Source organism: Streptomyces sp. NPDC056231 (genome assembly GCF_048270745.1).
Lineage (GTDB): Bacteria > Actinomycetota > Actinomycetes > Streptomycetales > Streptomycetaceae > Streptomyces.
Window position 1 is genome coordinate 36,573 of sequence record NZ_JBLVKW010000032.1, and the last position, 13,740, is coordinate 50,312.

Sequence of the window (13,740 nt, forward strand, 5' to 3'; positions counted from 1 at the left end):
CTAACGCTCCTGGTTGTAGGTAGTACTTGCGTCCGAACCAGCGTTACGTCCCCGTTGAATGCCCCGGCGCAGGTTGCTCAACCTGCCTCGGACGTCCTCAGGGGCGCGGGAGACCTGAGGGCCGCCCTGCTGGGTCTGCTCCGCCGTGCCCTCGACCAGATTGGCCTTGGGCACCCGCCGGGGAAGTCCGGACGGGGTGACCCCGCCCGCCTTCGGCTCCCGGAGCTTCTCGGCCCGCTCCCAGCGCTCGTCGTTCGTCGAGCGCCAGTCGTCGGAGCCGTTCCCGTCCTGGTGCGCGGGCGACGGCCGCTGCGGCAACTTCTGCTGCCGCAGCGGCTGCTGCTCGGCTGAGACGGGCTGGTCGTTTCCGCGGCCGGTCGGCTGCCAGTGCTGCTGACCGCCCCGGCGCGGCAGACCGGCATCGGTCAGCTCGTGGCCGGCGTTCGGGGTGGGACCCGGACGGTCGAAGCCTACGCGCTCCTGCGGCTCCGCGGGAGCGCTGGGGACAGATTCCGGTTCGGCCTGCGGTGTGGGCTCGTACGCGTCCTGGTACGTGCCCTGATCTGCCCACTCTTCCTGGTGGGGCTGGGCCGCGAACTGTTCCTCGTAACCCTGCTGAGCGCTCTCCCGGGCGGCATATGCTGCCTCCGGATAGCCGTCCTGCGGTGCGTAGTCGGACTGCTCCGGATAGCCGGTCCCGCCGCGGTACGGGTCGTAGGAACCGTCGTACGAGGTCTGTGCGTACTGCTCCTGCTGCTGACCCTGCTGCGGCTCCTGTGCGTACGGGTCCTCGGCGTACGAGGTGTGGGAGAGGGAGGCGTCCGCGAACGGCGCGTCCGCGAACTGCGGGCGCTCACCGCCCGTCTGGGCCTCTATCGCCGCCCGGCGCTCCTCACGCATCAGTGATCGGCCCACCGGGTCCAGCTGCGCGGCGTCGGCCGGCTGCTCGTACCGGGAGTCGTCGAAGCCGAGTTCGGCCGCCGTGCGCAGTCGGGGCTGCTGCGGCTCCGGCTCGAACGACGACTGCTGCGGGATGATCGAGGAGACGGCGAAGTCGTCCTGGGGGTCCGTGGAGCCGATGCTCTCGCCCCCGCCGCCGTGGGTGATCGCGTCCGGCAGCATGACCAGCGAGGTGGTTCCGGCCTGTTCGCCCGAGGGGCGCAGCTGGACCCGGATGCCGTGCCGGTCGGCCAGCCGGCCGACCACGAAGAGTCCCATCCGCTGGGAGACCGAGGCGTCCACGGTCGGCGGGTTGGCCAGCTTGTGGTTGATGTCCGCGAAGTCCTCGGCGGTGAGGCCGATGCCCTTGTCGTGGATCTCGATCATCACGCGGCTGTCCGGCAGCCGGGTGGCGGTGACGCGGACCTTGGTCTGGGGCGAGGAGAACGTGGTGGCGTTCTCCAGCAGTTCGGCAAGCAGGTGCACGAGGTCGGTGACGGCCTGACCGTGGATCTCGGTCTCCGGGACACCGGCGAGCTCGATGCGCTCGTACGACTCCACCTCGGAGGAGGCGGCCCGCAGGACGTCGACCAGCGGAACCGGCTGGTTCCAGCGGCGGCCCGGCTCCTCGCCGGCGAGGACGAGGAGGTTTTCACCGTTGCGGCGCATACGGGTCGCGAGGTGGTCGAGCCGGAAGAGGCTCTCCAGCTGGTCCGGGTCGGCCTCGTTGTTCTCCAGGTGGGTGATGAGGGTCAGCTGGCCCTCGATCAGCGACTGGTTGCGGCGCGACAGGTTGGTGAAGATCGCGTTGACGTTGCCCCGCAGCATGGCCTGCTCGGCCGCGAGCCGCACCGCCTCGCGGTGCACCTGGTCGAAGGCGCGGGCGACCTCGCCGATCTCGTCCCGGCTGGTGATCGGAATCGGCTGGACCCGGGTGTCGACCCGGCCCGGCTCGGTCCGCGACAGCTGGTCGACCAGCATCGGCAGCCGCTGCTCGGCGATCCCGAAGGCAGCGGTACGCAGCTGGCGCATCGAGCGGCTCATCTGCCGGGCCATGAGCCCGGCCAGGAAGAACGCGGCCAGCAGGGCCACCAGCACGATCGCGGCGTTGACGACGGCGTCGGTCCTGGCGCTGGACGAGATGTCCGCGGCCTCGGTCACCGCCTTGTCGACGAGCTCGTCCTCGACCGTGGTGTAGCCGTCGAACTTGGCGGTCGCGGCGGCCATCCAGGTCTCGGGCGTGATGCCCTTGGCGGCCAGCTTCTGAGGCGACTTGCCCTGACCGATCTGCTGGGCCATCCCGTCGTAGACCGAGCCGTCGATGCTGGGCGGCGCGACGAACGGCACACCGGCCGCGTCGGCCTGCTCCTTGGCGGTCTTCAGCTTCTTCGCGCCCTCGGCCGCCATATCGGCCATGACCTGCTTCAGCCGCGCGGAGTCGGCCTCCGTACCACCGGAGACGAACTCGCCGAGGGCGATCTGCTCCAGGTAGTTGTACGAGCCGAACGCCTTGACCTGGGCGTCGAACTTGGGGCCTTCCTGGCTCGGGCGCACCAGCAGGTGCATACCGATGGAGCGCTGGAGCGATTCTGCCGCCTTGGCCAGCTCGATCGCGTAGACCGTACGGCCGTAGCTGGTGATGTTGCCGGTGCCGAGGCCGAGTTCGTTGCTGAACTCCATCAGGGAGTGCTGAACCTTGACGTAGCCCTCTTCCGTCTTCACCGGGTCCATGGCCTCGGCGTAGGCGGCCTTGCGCAGGTCGGGGAGGTTGGGCTCCTCCTGCTTGAACAGCTGGAGACGGCGCTCCAGGCCCTGATCCTTCGGCATGCCCTGCACGGCGTCGTCGAACTTGGCGGCGGCGGCGTCAGTGGTGGTGCGCGCCTCGGAGACGACCGCGGCGTCACGCTTGTTCGACAACAGGGACTGCGCGGTGAGGTCACGCTCGTTGAGCAGTGCCTGCCCGTACTCCGAGGCCGCGCGGACGATCAGCGCGGTCTTCTCGGCATCCTCGGCCTCTTTCCACGTGTCGATCGACCCCTTCACCTGGAAGCCGCCCATGATGAGGCCGACCAGTACAGGGATCAGGAGGATGGCGTTCAGCCGGGTGGGCACCCGCCAGTTGCGGGGGGACAGCCGGCTGGTGCTGCCACCGGCCGGTGCCTGTTCGGACACGTCGGCGGGTGACGCCGCGGTGCGCGGCGGCGGGGTGAAATTGTCCCGCTCCGGCTGAACTGCGGAGCCCTTGCTGCTACGCCTCACTCGACCAACAACCTCTCGGCGTCGGCACCTACGCTGTGCCGTTTTTCGTTCAGGGCCGTACTACTCGGGAGTTTCGTCGAATTGCAGCACGGGGACCGGCCGCGTTCCAAACACTCGGAATGAGCCATTCCGAGCGGTCCAAGCCTCAGATAAAACGGGCATAAAGAGCGAGCCCCGTCAAAAGGCGGGGCTCATGTGAGCACAGTGATACCGGCCGAACGCATCGGGTGTCGAAGCCCGGGCAATTCTCTGTCGAAACGTTATGAACACGGGGGCGGATCGTGTCAAAGGACACAGTCCGCCCCCGTGCGACTACGGCAACTGCCGTATGCCCATACCGACTTGCGGCGAGCTTTCGGCTACTTCAGCCGGGCCATCAGCGCGTGCTCCACGAGCGTGATGAGCGCGCTCTTCGCGTCGCCGCGGTGGCGGGCATCCGTCGTGATGATCGGGGTGTCGGGGCCGATCTGCAGGGCCTCGCGCACCTCGTCCGGTGTGTACGGCTGGTGTCCGTCGAAGCCGTTGAGGGCGATGACGAAGGGCAGGCCGCTGTTCTCGAAGTAGTCGACGGCCGGGAAGCAGTCGGCGAGACGCCGGGTGTCCACCAGGACGACGGCGCCGATCGCGCCGCGGACCAGGTCGTCCCACATGAACCAGAAGCGGTCCTGACCGGGGGTACCGAAGAGGTACAGGATCAGGTCCTGGTCCAGGGTGATACGGCCGAAGTCCATGGCCACCGTCGTGGTGGTCTTGCCGCCGGTGTGAGTCAGGTCGTCGATGCCCGCGGACGCGGACGTCATCACGGCTTCGGTACGCAGCGGGTTGATCTCCGAAACGGCACCGACGAACGTGGTCTTACCCACGCCGAAGCCGCCCGCCACCACGATCTTCGCCGAGGTGGTGGCCCGGGCCGCTCCGCCGCTAGAGCTTGCGAAGTCCACTGAGCACCCTTTCGAGCAGTGTCACATCCGGCGTGCCGCCGGCCTCTCCGTTGCCCGGCTGGTGGATGGCCACCATGCCGGCTTCCGCCAGATCCGCGACGAGAATCCGGGCCACACCGAGTGGCATCGACAGCAGCGCCGATACCTCGGCCACCGACTTGACCTCACGGCAGAGGTGGCAGATCCGCTGGTGCTCCGGGAGCAGCGTCGCCAGATGCGCCGGGTCGGCCGTGGTGGAGACCAGGGCCTCTATGGCGAGCTGGTAGCGCGGCCGGGTCCGGCCACCGGTCATGGCATAGGGACGGACCAGCGGCTGGTCGCCTTCACCTTCGTACGACGCGTGGTGCAGTGCGCCGTACGGATCGGGTGAGGCGGGTGGCGGGGTCATGAATCCTCCGGGCGTGACAGCAAGGGGTCGGCTTGCCGTCTGAAGGGGCCGGTGGGGGGTTGAAACGGCCGGACGGGCGAGGGTTGGGGTGCGGTACCTGGGGCAATCGTGTCGGTCACCGGTTCATCGCCGCCTAGTGGAGCAGGCTGCCCTGGAGTTCGGCACGGAGGTCCGGGGTGAGGACCGTGCCCGCGCGGTCGACCAGGAGGGCCATCTCGTACCCGACCAGACCGATGTCGGCGTCCGGGTGGGCGAGCACGGCCAGTGAGGAGCCGTCAGAGATGGACATCAGGAAGAGGAACCCGCGTTCCATCTCCACCACGGTCTGGCTGACAGCGCCGCCCTCGAAGATCCGGGAGGCGCCCGCGGTCAGCGAGGTGAGCCCGGAAGCAACGGCCGCCAGCTGGTCGGCACGGTCGCGCGGGAATCCTTCGGACATGGCCAGCAGGAGTCCGTCGGCGGAGACCACCACCGTGTGCGACACCCCGGGGGTGTTGTCCACGAAGTTGGTGATCAACCAGTTCAGATTCTGCGCGGCCTGACTCATCGGGCTCAACTAACGCTCCTGCTGGTGAGTGGGGCCGAGTGGGAAACTGCCGGTCGACTGGTCGTTGTTGGCCTGCCGACCCTGCTGGATACCCCGGCGGAGATTGGTCAGGCGCCCGCGTACATCATCGGGCGCACGCGAAACCTGAGGACCGGACTGGTGGTTCTGCTGCTGGGCGGTGCCCGGCACCAGATTGGCACGCGGCACCCGGCGAGGCAGTCCGGAAGTGGTGATTCCGCCTGCTGCGGGCTTCTTGGCCCGCTCTGCCTGCCGTACGAGTTCGTCGTTCGGCGAGGCACGCCAGGAGCTGGTGGTGCCGGTGTCGCCCGCGCCGCGGCGCGGCATGGGGGGAGCGGGACGATCAGGGGTGGACTGCTGAGGGGCGCCCGGCGCCTGCGGCTCGGCGGACGGCTGCTGGCCGCCCTGCTGCGGGCCGTGGAACCAGTTCGTCTCCAGCGTGTCGTACAGCGGGGTACGACCGTCCCCGAGACCTGACGGAGGCAGTGCCTCGGGCTGGGGCTGGGGCGGCAGCACCGGGCGGTACTGCGCCTCGGGGGCGGGAGCGGCGGCCGGACGCGGCGCACCGAAGTCCCCGGTGTCCAGGCCGCGCTGACGCGGTCCGGGCATGCCCTGGTCCTGGGAGGACTGCGGGACACCGAAGTCCGGGCGGGCGAACTGCGAGGTGCTCGCGGGGTCCTGGTGCTGCGGGGCCGGGGCCGAGAAGTCCGGGCGGGCGAACTCGGCGGTGGAGCCCGGCCCCTGCAGGTCGTCCATCGGCGGGCGCCGGTCCATGGACGGACTCATCGGCTGCTGGAACTGGCCGGTGGACTCAGGCTCCTCGTGACCGCGCGGGGCGTCGAGCGGAGCATGCCGCGGGACCGACGGGTCCTCGGTGCCCCAGCTGGTGGTCTGCGGGCGCTGCGGCTGCGGGTTGCCACCGGGCAGCTCGGCGCGCGGACCGCCGACGGGCGGCAGTTGACGGCCGGGGTTACCCGGACCGCCAGGCTGCTGGAAGCCGTCCTGGCCGTCGGGAGCGTTGTACCGGGGCTGCTGCGGGGCCTGCCAGGGACCCGGACCGTTCTGCTGACCGGCCTGACCCGGCCGGTTCTGAGCGAACAGGTCGGTCTGACCCGACTCCGTACGACCGGAATCGCCCTGGTCGCCGCGGGCGCCGAGCCGCGCACTGCCGCCGAAGGCGCCGGACAGCCCGCCGCCCTGACGCGGCGGATCCTGCCGCGAAGCGTCCTGCGGGCCGGCGTTCTGGAAACCGGAGTTCTGGAAGCCGGCGTTCTGCTGACCCTGCTGATGCTGCTGGTTCGGCTGCTGGTGGGAACCCTGGTCGCGCGCCGGCAGCGCCGCGCGCGGACCGGGTCCCGCACCGACCTGCTCGCGCTGTCCACGGGGAGCCGCGCCGAGACCCCGCGGAGCACCGCCGGGACCCGGACGGTTGCCGTTGCCCGCGCCGTTGCCGCCGGCGAGCAGACCGCCCGGGGCGGACTGCTGCTGACCCGGCGTCTGCTTCGAGACCGGCTGCTTGCCGCCGTGTGCGACATCGACGGGGAGCATGACCAGTGCGGTCGTGCCACCGGAGTCGGACGGCCGCAGCTGGATCCGGATGCCGTGACGCAGCGACAGCCGACCGACCACGAACAGACCCATGCGGCGGGAGACGGAGACGTCCACGGTGGGCGGCGACGCGAGCCGCTCGTTGATGGCCGCGAGGTCCTCGGGGGAGAGACCGATGCCGGTGTCGTGGATCTCCACGAGCACCCGCCCGTCGGGCAGTGCGTGACCGGTGACCCGGACCTTCGTCTGCGGCGAGGAGAACGAGGTGGCGTTCTCCAGCAGCTCGGCGAGCAGGTGCACGAGGTCGTTGACCACGCGGCCGGCCACTTCGGTGGCGGGCACCGCGGCCAGTTCGATGCGCTCGTACTGCTCCACCTCGGAGGCGGCGGCACGGAGCACGTCGACCAGCGGGACGGGGCGGGTCCACCGGCGGCCCGGCTCCTCGCCCGCGAGGACGAGGAGGTTCTCGCCGTTACGGCGCATACGGGTCGCGAGGTGGTCGAGCTTGAAGAGCGAGGACAGCTGGTCCGGGTCGGCCTCGCGGGACTCCAGCTCGGAGATGAGCGAGAGCTGACGCTGAATGAGACCCTGCGAACGCCGCGAGAGGTTGGTGAACATCGCGTTGACGTTGCCCCGCAGGAGGGCCTGCTCGGCGGCGAGGCGGACCGCCTCGCGGTGCACGTCGTCGAAGGCCGCGGCCACCTGGCCGATCTCGTCCCGGGAGTGCACACCGACGGACTCGACCGAGGTGTCGACGTCCTGCGGGTCCGACTCGGAGAGCTGCTTGACGAGTTCGGGCAGCCGGTCCTGGGCGACCCGGGTCGCGGTGTCCTGCAGCCGCCGCAGCGAGCGGATCATGGACCGGGCGACGACGAAGGCACCGACCAGGGAGACACCGAGGACGAGCAGGATGAGCGCACCGCTGATGATGGCTTCGCGCTTCGACGCGTCGCGGAGCTCGCGGGCCTTGCCCTCCATGTCGCTGAGGAGGGTCTGCTCGATGGTCTGCATCGCGTTGAGCTTGGTGGAGCTCTGTTCGTACCAGTCCAGGTACGAGCGCCGCTGCGCCCCCGCCATGCCGTTGGGGGTTTCGAGCACCTGCGAGGCGTAGGCGTCGGCGGCCTTGATCTCCGGGTTGCCGTTCTTCAGCGACGCCGTCAGCTGGTCGGCGTTCTGACCGGTGGCCGCGTAGTTCGCACTGAACGCCTTCATGGCCAGCCGCTCCTTGGCGAGGGCGGCCTTGCCGAACTGTTTGTCGTTCTCGTCGAGGTGCGATCCCTTGAGGCTGCCGCCCCCGCCCGGCAGGGCCGCGGCGATGATCGCCCGTTCGATCGACGCGTACTCCTTGGCGGAGGAGAAGGACGCCAGGGCACGGGTCCGCTTGATCATCTCCGGGTTGCTGGTCGCCTGCGCCATGTCCTGCGAGAGGCTCAGCAGCGAGGTGATCAGCTGGCTGTACTTGTCGACGGTCTGGAGACTCGGGCTGCCGTCCTCGTACGCCGTCTTGCGGATGTCGTGGATCTGACCGAGCTGGGTGGCGATCTGGTCGACGCTCGCCTTGATCGACTTCAGGGCGTCGTCGCCCTGGGTGTCGCCGATCTCGTTCGTCGTCTGCAGGAAGGCGGTCTTCGCCCGGTCGGTGGTCTTGCGCGGCTCGGTGACCTTGAAGTCATCGGCCTTCACGCCGTTGGACAGCGGACCCGCCGACCTGTCGCGCTCCTCCTGGAGCTTCTGGGCGAGAAAGGTCGCCTGCTTGGTCATCTTGGTGAGCAGCTGCATGTGGTCCAGCTGCTGCATGTCGTTCATGGAGTCGTTGATGCGCAGACCACCCAGGGTGGTCGCGGCGACTACCGGAAGAGCGAGCAGGGAGACCAGGCGCGTGCTGATGCGCCAGTTGCGCAGAGCCACGCGTGAACCCGCACTGACGGGCCCCCGGGGCTTGAGCGGAGCGGCCGGGTCGGTTCCGCTGTTCTCCGTGGCACCGGAGCGCGGAGCGCGCTCGCCGTTGTCGCCGGCCGCGGCCGGTCCCGGGTTCTGGGCGTGCTGGGGCGAGGAACCGCGGTCGGTCCCGCCGCGCGGCTCCTGTTCCGCCGCAGCGCTGCCATCCCTTTTGAAACGTCCCTGCACTAGCGTCGCAACCTCTGGACCAGGCGTCCCTCCGCGTAGACGGGCGGGACGGTGTCGGCGTCGTGGGGCGTTGTACCCGCCCCTGGTGGTCGTGAGTGACCGGCGCTCTTCCCCTTCCCGCCGCCACTCGGCGCTGCGTTGCGCCCCCTGCTCGCCGGCCTGAAACCCGCGGCGGTGCGTGGAATTCCAGCACAGTGCCGGATCTCCAACAAGGCCCGCGTACCGGGCTGCGACCTGGGTGACACGTTGTGATGGACGAGTCACCAACCGTGGAGCGTGTTCATGGTCAAAGGGGGCGATAGAGGGCGCAACGGGTGGGAGTGGAGAGTGTCCCAGTCGAGATGATCGGGAGCGGAATGATTCATTCAGTGGTGCAATGTCCGTTTCCCCGACCTGGATCGACCGCCCGAAATGAGGTAATTATCCACGCGGTCGTGAGCAAACTCACATCATGATCGCCGTCTCTTCCGGAGATCCGGAGGGAATTGAATGTTTAGCCTGGCGCTTTACAGGGATGGCAAATCCGACAACCGGCGCCCCTCCGGGTGGCGCCCGTACCGACAGGGTCCGAACGGCAGATGAAGACGACGATGATGGTCCGCACCATTGCCAACCCCCGGCGCATCACGCTGGCGCACCTCAAGGACGCCGAAGCGCTGCAGACGCCGGAGCAGCCGGAGCACGCCGTCGAGCTGCCGGCACAGACGGCCAACCCGCGTCGCACCGTCCTCATGGTGGCCCCGGCCGCAGCAGCCGCCTCGACCGCCGGGTAATGGGCGCGGTTGTCCCCCTCACCCGCGTTAGCCTGGAGCGTCAGTCTTCCGCCAGCCAGCAAGTGAGGGGCGACAGCATCCCGTGCGCATCGCCAGGTTCTCCATCGACGGCAATGTCGCCTTCGGCGCAGTCGAGGGCGACGGCACCGTCGGCTCCGACCTCGTCCTCGACATCATCAAGGGCATTCCGTATGCCGACTTCGAGCTCTCCGGCACCAAGGTCCCGCTGAGCAAGGTCCGGCTTCTGCCGCCCGTGCTCCCCAACAAGGTCGTGGCCATCGGCCGCAACTACGCGGAGCACGCCGCCGAACTCGGCAACGAGGTCCCGGACGTACCGGTCGCCTTCTTCAAGCCCACCACCTCGGTGATCGGCTCCGGGGACGCCATCGAGTACCCCTCCTTCTCCAACGAAGTGCACTACGAGGCCGAGCTGGCCGTCGTCATCGGCCGTATGTGCCGCGAAGTGCCGCGTGAGCGGGTCAAGGACGTCATCTTCGGCTACACCTGCGCCAACGACGTCACCGCCCGCGATGCCCAGCAGCGTGAGAAGCAGTGGGCCCGGGCAAAGGGCTTCGACACGTCCTGCCCGCTCGGCCCCTGGGTGGAGACCGACCTCGACCCCAGCGACCTCGCCATCCAGACCACGGTCAACGGCGAGCAACGCCAACTGGGCCGTACGAGCGAAATGATCCGCTCCATCGAGGACCTGGTTGTCCACATCACGGAGGCGATGACGCTGCTCCCGGGCGACGTGATCCTCACCGGCACCCCGGCAGGGGTCGGGCCCCTGCACGTCGGCGACGAGGTCGCCGTCACCATCGAAGGCATCGGCACTCTCACCAACAAGGTGATCAAGCGTGGTTAACGCACCCGTCCGTGTACGTTTCTGTCCCTCCCCGACCGGCAACCCCCACGTGGGCCTCGTCCGCACCGCACTGTTCAACTGGGCGTTCGCCCGGCACCACGGCGGCACCCTGGTCTTCCGCATCGAGGACACCGACGCGGCCCGCGACTCCGAGGAGTCGTACAACCAGCTGCTCGACTCGATGCGCTGGCTCGGCTTCGACTGGGACGAAGGTCCCGAGGTCGGCGGCCCGCACGCCCCGTACCGGCAGTCGCAGCGCATGGACATCTACAAGGATGTCGCCGAGAAGCTCCTGACCGGCGGGTACGCGTACCACTGCTACTGCACCACCGAGGAGCTCGACGACCGCCGCGAAGCCGCCCGCGCCGCCGGCAAGCCGTCCGGCTACGACGGTCACTGCCGCGACCTGAGCGCCGAGCAGATTGCCGCGTACGAGGCCGAGGGCCGGACGTCCATCGTCCGCTTCCGGATGCCCGACGAGGCGCTCACCTTCACGGACCTGGTCCGCGGTGAGCTGACCTTCCAGCCGGAGAACGTGCCGGACTACGGCATCGTCCGGGCCAACGGTGCCCCGCTCTACACGCTCGTCAACCCGGTCGACGACGCGCTGATGGAGATCACCCACGTCCTGCGCGGTGAGGACCTGCTCTCCTCCACCCCGCGCCAGCTCGCGCTCTACAAGGCGCTGATCGAGCTCGGCATCGCCAAGGACACCCCCGCGTTCGGTCACCTCCCGTACGTCATGGGCGAGGGCAACAAGAAGCTCTCCAAGCGCGACCCGCAGGCCTCGCTCAACCTCTACCGTGAGCGCGGCTTCGTCCCCGAGGGGCTGCTCAACTACCTCTCGCTGCTCGGCTGGTCGATCGCCGAGGACCGCGACATCTTCTCCGTCGAGGAGATGGTGGCCGCGTTCGACATCAAGGACGTCAACGCCAACCCGGCGCGCTTCGACCTGAAGAAGTGCGAGCACATCAACGCCGAGCACATCCGCATGCTCGATGTGAAGACCTTCACCGAGGCGTGTGGCCCCTGGCTGAAGGCGCCGTTCGCCCCGTGGGCCCCGGAGGCCTTCGACGCAGCGCAGTTCGAGGCCATCGCCCCGCACGCACAGACCCGCGTCACCGTCCTCTCGGACATCACGGCCAACGTCGACTTCCTCTTCCTCGACGAGCCGGTCGAGGACGAGGCGTCCTGGAACAAGGCGATGAAGGAGGGCTCCGACGCCCTGCTCACCACTGCCCGGGCCAAGCTGATCGGCGCCGAGTGGAACGCCGAGGCGCTCAAGAACGCCATCCTCGCCGCCGGTGAGGAGCACGGCCTGAAGCTCGGCAAGGCCCAGGCCCCGGTCCGCGTCGCCGTCACCGGCCGCACGATCGGTCTGCCGCTCTTCGAGTCCCTGGAGATCCTGGGCCGCGAGAGGACGATCGCCCGCATCGACGCGGCCATGGCGAAGCTGGCCGCGTAAGCGTCTCCTGTACGCCCGAGGGGGCGGTCACCGGTCCGTACCGGTGACCGCCCCTTCTGCATGCCTCAGAGGGTCTCGTCGAGGTCCCGCGCGTAGTGCTCGATGGCCCGCCGGTACCGCTGCACATAGGCGTCCTGACTGGTCGTGGCGATCAGTCTCAGCAGGATCTGCACGGCTTCGTGATGCTGCCCGGTGTTGAACAGGGCCATCGCGAGGAAGGACTGCAGGGCGCCGTCCTCGGGGAACTCCGCGACGCCAAGTCGCAGCGTCTCGACGGCCTTTGTGCACCGACCCAGTACCCGGTAGGTGCTGCCGAGCCCGAGCAGCGCACCGCGGCGGTCCTCCTCCGGCAGCCCGGCGCCCCGCAGGCTGCGTTCGTAGAAGGGGACGGCTTCGGCCTCCAGGCCCAGCACGTCATGGACCCAGGCGGTCTGGTACGCCACTTCCGCGTCCTCGGGATGCCCGGCGGCAAGCATCAGCAGCCGCTCTCTGGCTTCTTCCGCCTGCCCCTGCTCGCGCAGCCCGATGGCCTCGGCCAGCAGACCGTCTCTGTCGCGCTCACTCATGCACGCATTGTCACAGGCCGGGCGTCGCGGACGGCGTCCAGGGCATTTCCCGGCCCCCTCGCGGGGCGGGCGGTAGCGTGGCCGTATGCCGATCCGAGCCGTGCTCTGGGACATCGACGACACGATCTTCGACTACACGGGCGCCGACCGCGTCGGCCTGCAGAAACATCTGGAGGGCGAGGGCCTGCCCGGCGGATACGGTTCTGCCGCGCAGGCCCTCGATGCGTGGCGGGCGATCACCGACGTCCACTGGGCGCGTTTCGCCGCCGGGGAGACCGACTTCCAGGGGCAGCGCCGGGACCGGGTCCGTTCGTTCCTCGGACGGCCCCTCACGGACGCGGAGGCCGACGAGTGGTTTGCCCGGCATCTCGCGCACTACGAGGCCGCCTGGTCGCTCTTCCCGGACGCCCTGCGGGTCCTGGACGTGCTGGCCGGCCGCTACCGGCAGGCCGTCCTGTCGAACTCCAGCATCGTCAATCAGGACCGCAAGCTGCGCATCCTCGGAGTGCGGGACCGTTTCGAGGCCGTGGTGTGCGCCGTGGAGCTCGGCATCTCCAAGCCCGAGGCCGGCGCGTTCCATGCCGCCTGTGAGGCGCTCGGGCTGGAGCCGCAGGACGTCGTGTACGTCGGAGACCATCCGGACATCGATGCAGCCGGGGCAGTGGCGGCGGGGCTGAAGGGGATCTGGCTGGACCGGGGAGGGCGCGGCGGACGGCCCGAACTGGAGCGCATCACCGGCCTCGATCAGCTCCCCGGACTGCTGGCAGGCGATACCCGTTTTGGAGCGCCGGACACCTTCGGGTAATGTTCTTTCTGCGCCGCCCGAGCGGGCCGGAAGATCCGGTCGGGAAGCGCAAGCCGAACAAAATCCCCTCTGGGGGTTGAGTTTTGGTGGGCTATGGTGTAATTGGCAACACTACGGTTTCTGGTACCGTCATTCTAGGTTCGAGTCCTGGTAGCCCAGCGCAGATATTCATCTGTACAACACGCCCCCGTTGTGTAGCGGCCTAGCACGCTGCCCTCTCACGGCAGTAGCGCCGGTTCGAATCCGGTCGGGGGTACAGATCCTTCCCGCGAGATCATCTGGGTCGCACCCACGATCTCGATGCAGGATCGCTAGGGCCCCCGTTGTGTAGCGGCCTAGCACGCTGCCCTCTCACGGCAGTAGCGCCGGTTCGAATCCGGTCGGGGGTACGGTTTTCACCATGGGCTATGGTGTAATTGGCAACACTACGGTTTCTGGTACCGTCATTCTAGGTTCGAGTCCTGGTAGCCCAGCGCAGATATTCATCTGTACAACACGC

Annotated in this window: 10 protein-coding genes and 4 tRNA genes; 8 read left to right on the top strand and 6 right to left on the bottom strand. The window is 68.9% G+C overall.

Annotation, left to right across the window (positions count from 1 at the left end; all coding sequences use genetic code 11):
* From ACNPQM_RS23570 to ACNPQM_RS23590, 5 genes are all read right to left on the bottom strand, one after another.
* Complete coding sequence (locus tag ACNPQM_RS23570; protein ID WP_418085613.1) at window positions 1–3,198, bottom strand: nitrate- and nitrite sensing domain-containing protein; 3,198 nt, start codon at window positions 3,196–3,198, stop codon at window positions 1–3.
* Window positions 3,199–3,557: 359 nt separating this feature from the next.
* Window positions 3,558–4,139 carry a GTP-binding protein gene (locus ACNPQM_RS23575; protein WP_358861102.1) on the bottom strand — a complete coding sequence of 194 codons (582 nt, stop codon included), beginning with the start codon at window positions 4,137–4,139 and terminating at the stop codon, window positions 3,558–3,560.
* The gene (locus ACNPQM_RS23580) at window positions 4,120–4,527 is read right to left on the bottom strand and encodes a DUF742 domain-containing protein (RefSeq protein WP_358861101.1); all 408 of its coding nucleotides are present in this window, start codon (window positions 4,525–4,527) and stop codon (window positions 4,120–4,122) included. Before ACNPQM_RS23580 ends, ACNPQM_RS23575 begins: the two co-directional genes overlap by 20 nt.
* A 133-nt stretch (window positions 4,528–4,660) precedes the next feature.
* A complete protein-coding gene (locus tag ACNPQM_RS23585; RefSeq protein WP_006127850.1) occupies window positions 4,661–5,074 on the bottom strand; it encodes a roadblock/LC7 domain-containing protein in 414 nt (137 codons plus the stop codon).
* Window positions 5,075–5,083: 9 nt separating this feature from the next.
* Window positions 5,084–8,767 (bottom strand): nitrate- and nitrite sensing domain-containing protein, encoded by a 3,684-nt coding sequence (locus ACNPQM_RS23590; RefSeq protein ID WP_418085614.1) that lies wholly within the window; start codon window positions 8,765–8,767, stop codon window positions 5,084–5,086.
* A gap of 578 nt (window positions 8,768–9,345) precedes the next feature.
* Here ACNPQM_RS23590 and ACNPQM_RS23595 point away from each other — a divergent pair.
* The 3 genes from ACNPQM_RS23595 to gltX all read left to right on the top strand — a co-directional run bounded on the left by ACNPQM_RS23595 (window position 9,346) and on the right by gltX (window position 11,870).
* Complete coding sequence (locus ACNPQM_RS23595) at window positions 9,346–9,540, top strand: hypothetical protein (RefSeq protein ID WP_418085615.1); 195 nt, start codon at window positions 9,346–9,348, stop codon at window positions 9,538–9,540.
* Between the two features lie 82 nt (window positions 9,541–9,622).
* Entirely contained in the window at window positions 9,623–10,405 is a 783-nt protein-coding gene (locus tag ACNPQM_RS23600) for a fumarylacetoacetate hydrolase family protein (protein WP_358861098.1), read from the top strand.
* Window positions 10,398–11,870, top strand: a complete 1,473-nt coding sequence (gene gltX, locus ACNPQM_RS23605; protein ID WP_418085616.1) for a glutamate--tRNA ligase — start codon at window positions 10,398–10,400, stop codon at window positions 11,868–11,870. Before ACNPQM_RS23600 ends, gltX begins: the two co-directional genes overlap by 8 nt.
* Window positions 11,871–11,935: 65 nt before the next feature.
* On the opposite strand, the gene ACNPQM_RS23610 is transcribed toward gltX, so the two are convergent.
* Window positions 11,936–12,436 carry a tetratricopeptide repeat protein gene (locus tag ACNPQM_RS23610; RefSeq protein WP_418085617.1) on the bottom strand — a complete coding sequence of 167 codons (501 nt, stop codon included), beginning with the start codon at window positions 12,434–12,436 and terminating at the stop codon, window positions 11,936–11,938.
* An 85-nt stretch (window positions 12,437–12,521) separates the two neighbouring features.
* Between ACNPQM_RS23610 and ACNPQM_RS23615 the strand changes: the two genes are divergently transcribed.
* From ACNPQM_RS23615 to ACNPQM_RS23635, 5 genes are all read left to right on the top strand, one after another.
* Entirely contained in the window at window positions 12,522–13,241 is a 720-nt protein-coding gene (locus tag ACNPQM_RS23615; protein WP_418085618.1) for an HAD family hydrolase, read from the top strand.
* 87 nt (window positions 13,242–13,328) lie between these two features.
* A tRNA-Gln gene (locus ACNPQM_RS23620) sits at window positions 13,329–13,400 on the top strand.
* 24 nt (window positions 13,401–13,424) lie between these two features.
* Window positions 13,425–13,497 (top strand) — tRNA-Glu (locus ACNPQM_RS23625).
* A 60-nt stretch (window positions 13,498–13,557) separates the two neighbouring features.
* Window positions 13,558–13,630, top strand: a tRNA-Glu gene (locus ACNPQM_RS23630).
* A 12-nt stretch (window positions 13,631–13,642) separates the two neighbouring features.
* Window positions 13,643–13,714, top strand: a tRNA-Gln gene (locus tag ACNPQM_RS23635).
* Window positions 13,715–13,740 lie beyond the last annotated feature (26 nt).

What these genes read in the sequence shown, in the direction of transcription:
- ACNPQM_RS23610 (WP_418085617.1), bottom strand. Translation starts at nt 12,436, where the DNA reads ATGAGTGAGCGCGACAGAGACGGTCTGCTGGCCGAGGCCATCGGGCTG.
- ACNPQM_RS23580 (WP_358861101.1), bottom strand. Translation starts at nt 4,527, where the DNA reads ATGACCCCGCCACCCGCCTCACCCGATCCGTACGGCGCACTGCACCAC.
- ACNPQM_RS23595 (WP_418085615.1), top strand. Translation starts at nt 9,346, where the DNA reads ATGAAGACGACGATGATGGTCCGCACCATTGCCAACCCCCGGCGCATC.
- ACNPQM_RS23585 (WP_006127850.1), bottom strand. Translation starts at nt 5,074, where the DNA reads ATGAGTCAGGCCGCGCAGAATCTGAACTGGTTGATCACCAACTTCGTG.
- ACNPQM_RS23615 (WP_418085618.1), top strand. Translation starts at nt 12,522, where the DNA reads ATGCCGATCCGAGCCGTGCTCTGGGACATCGACGACACGATCTTCGAC.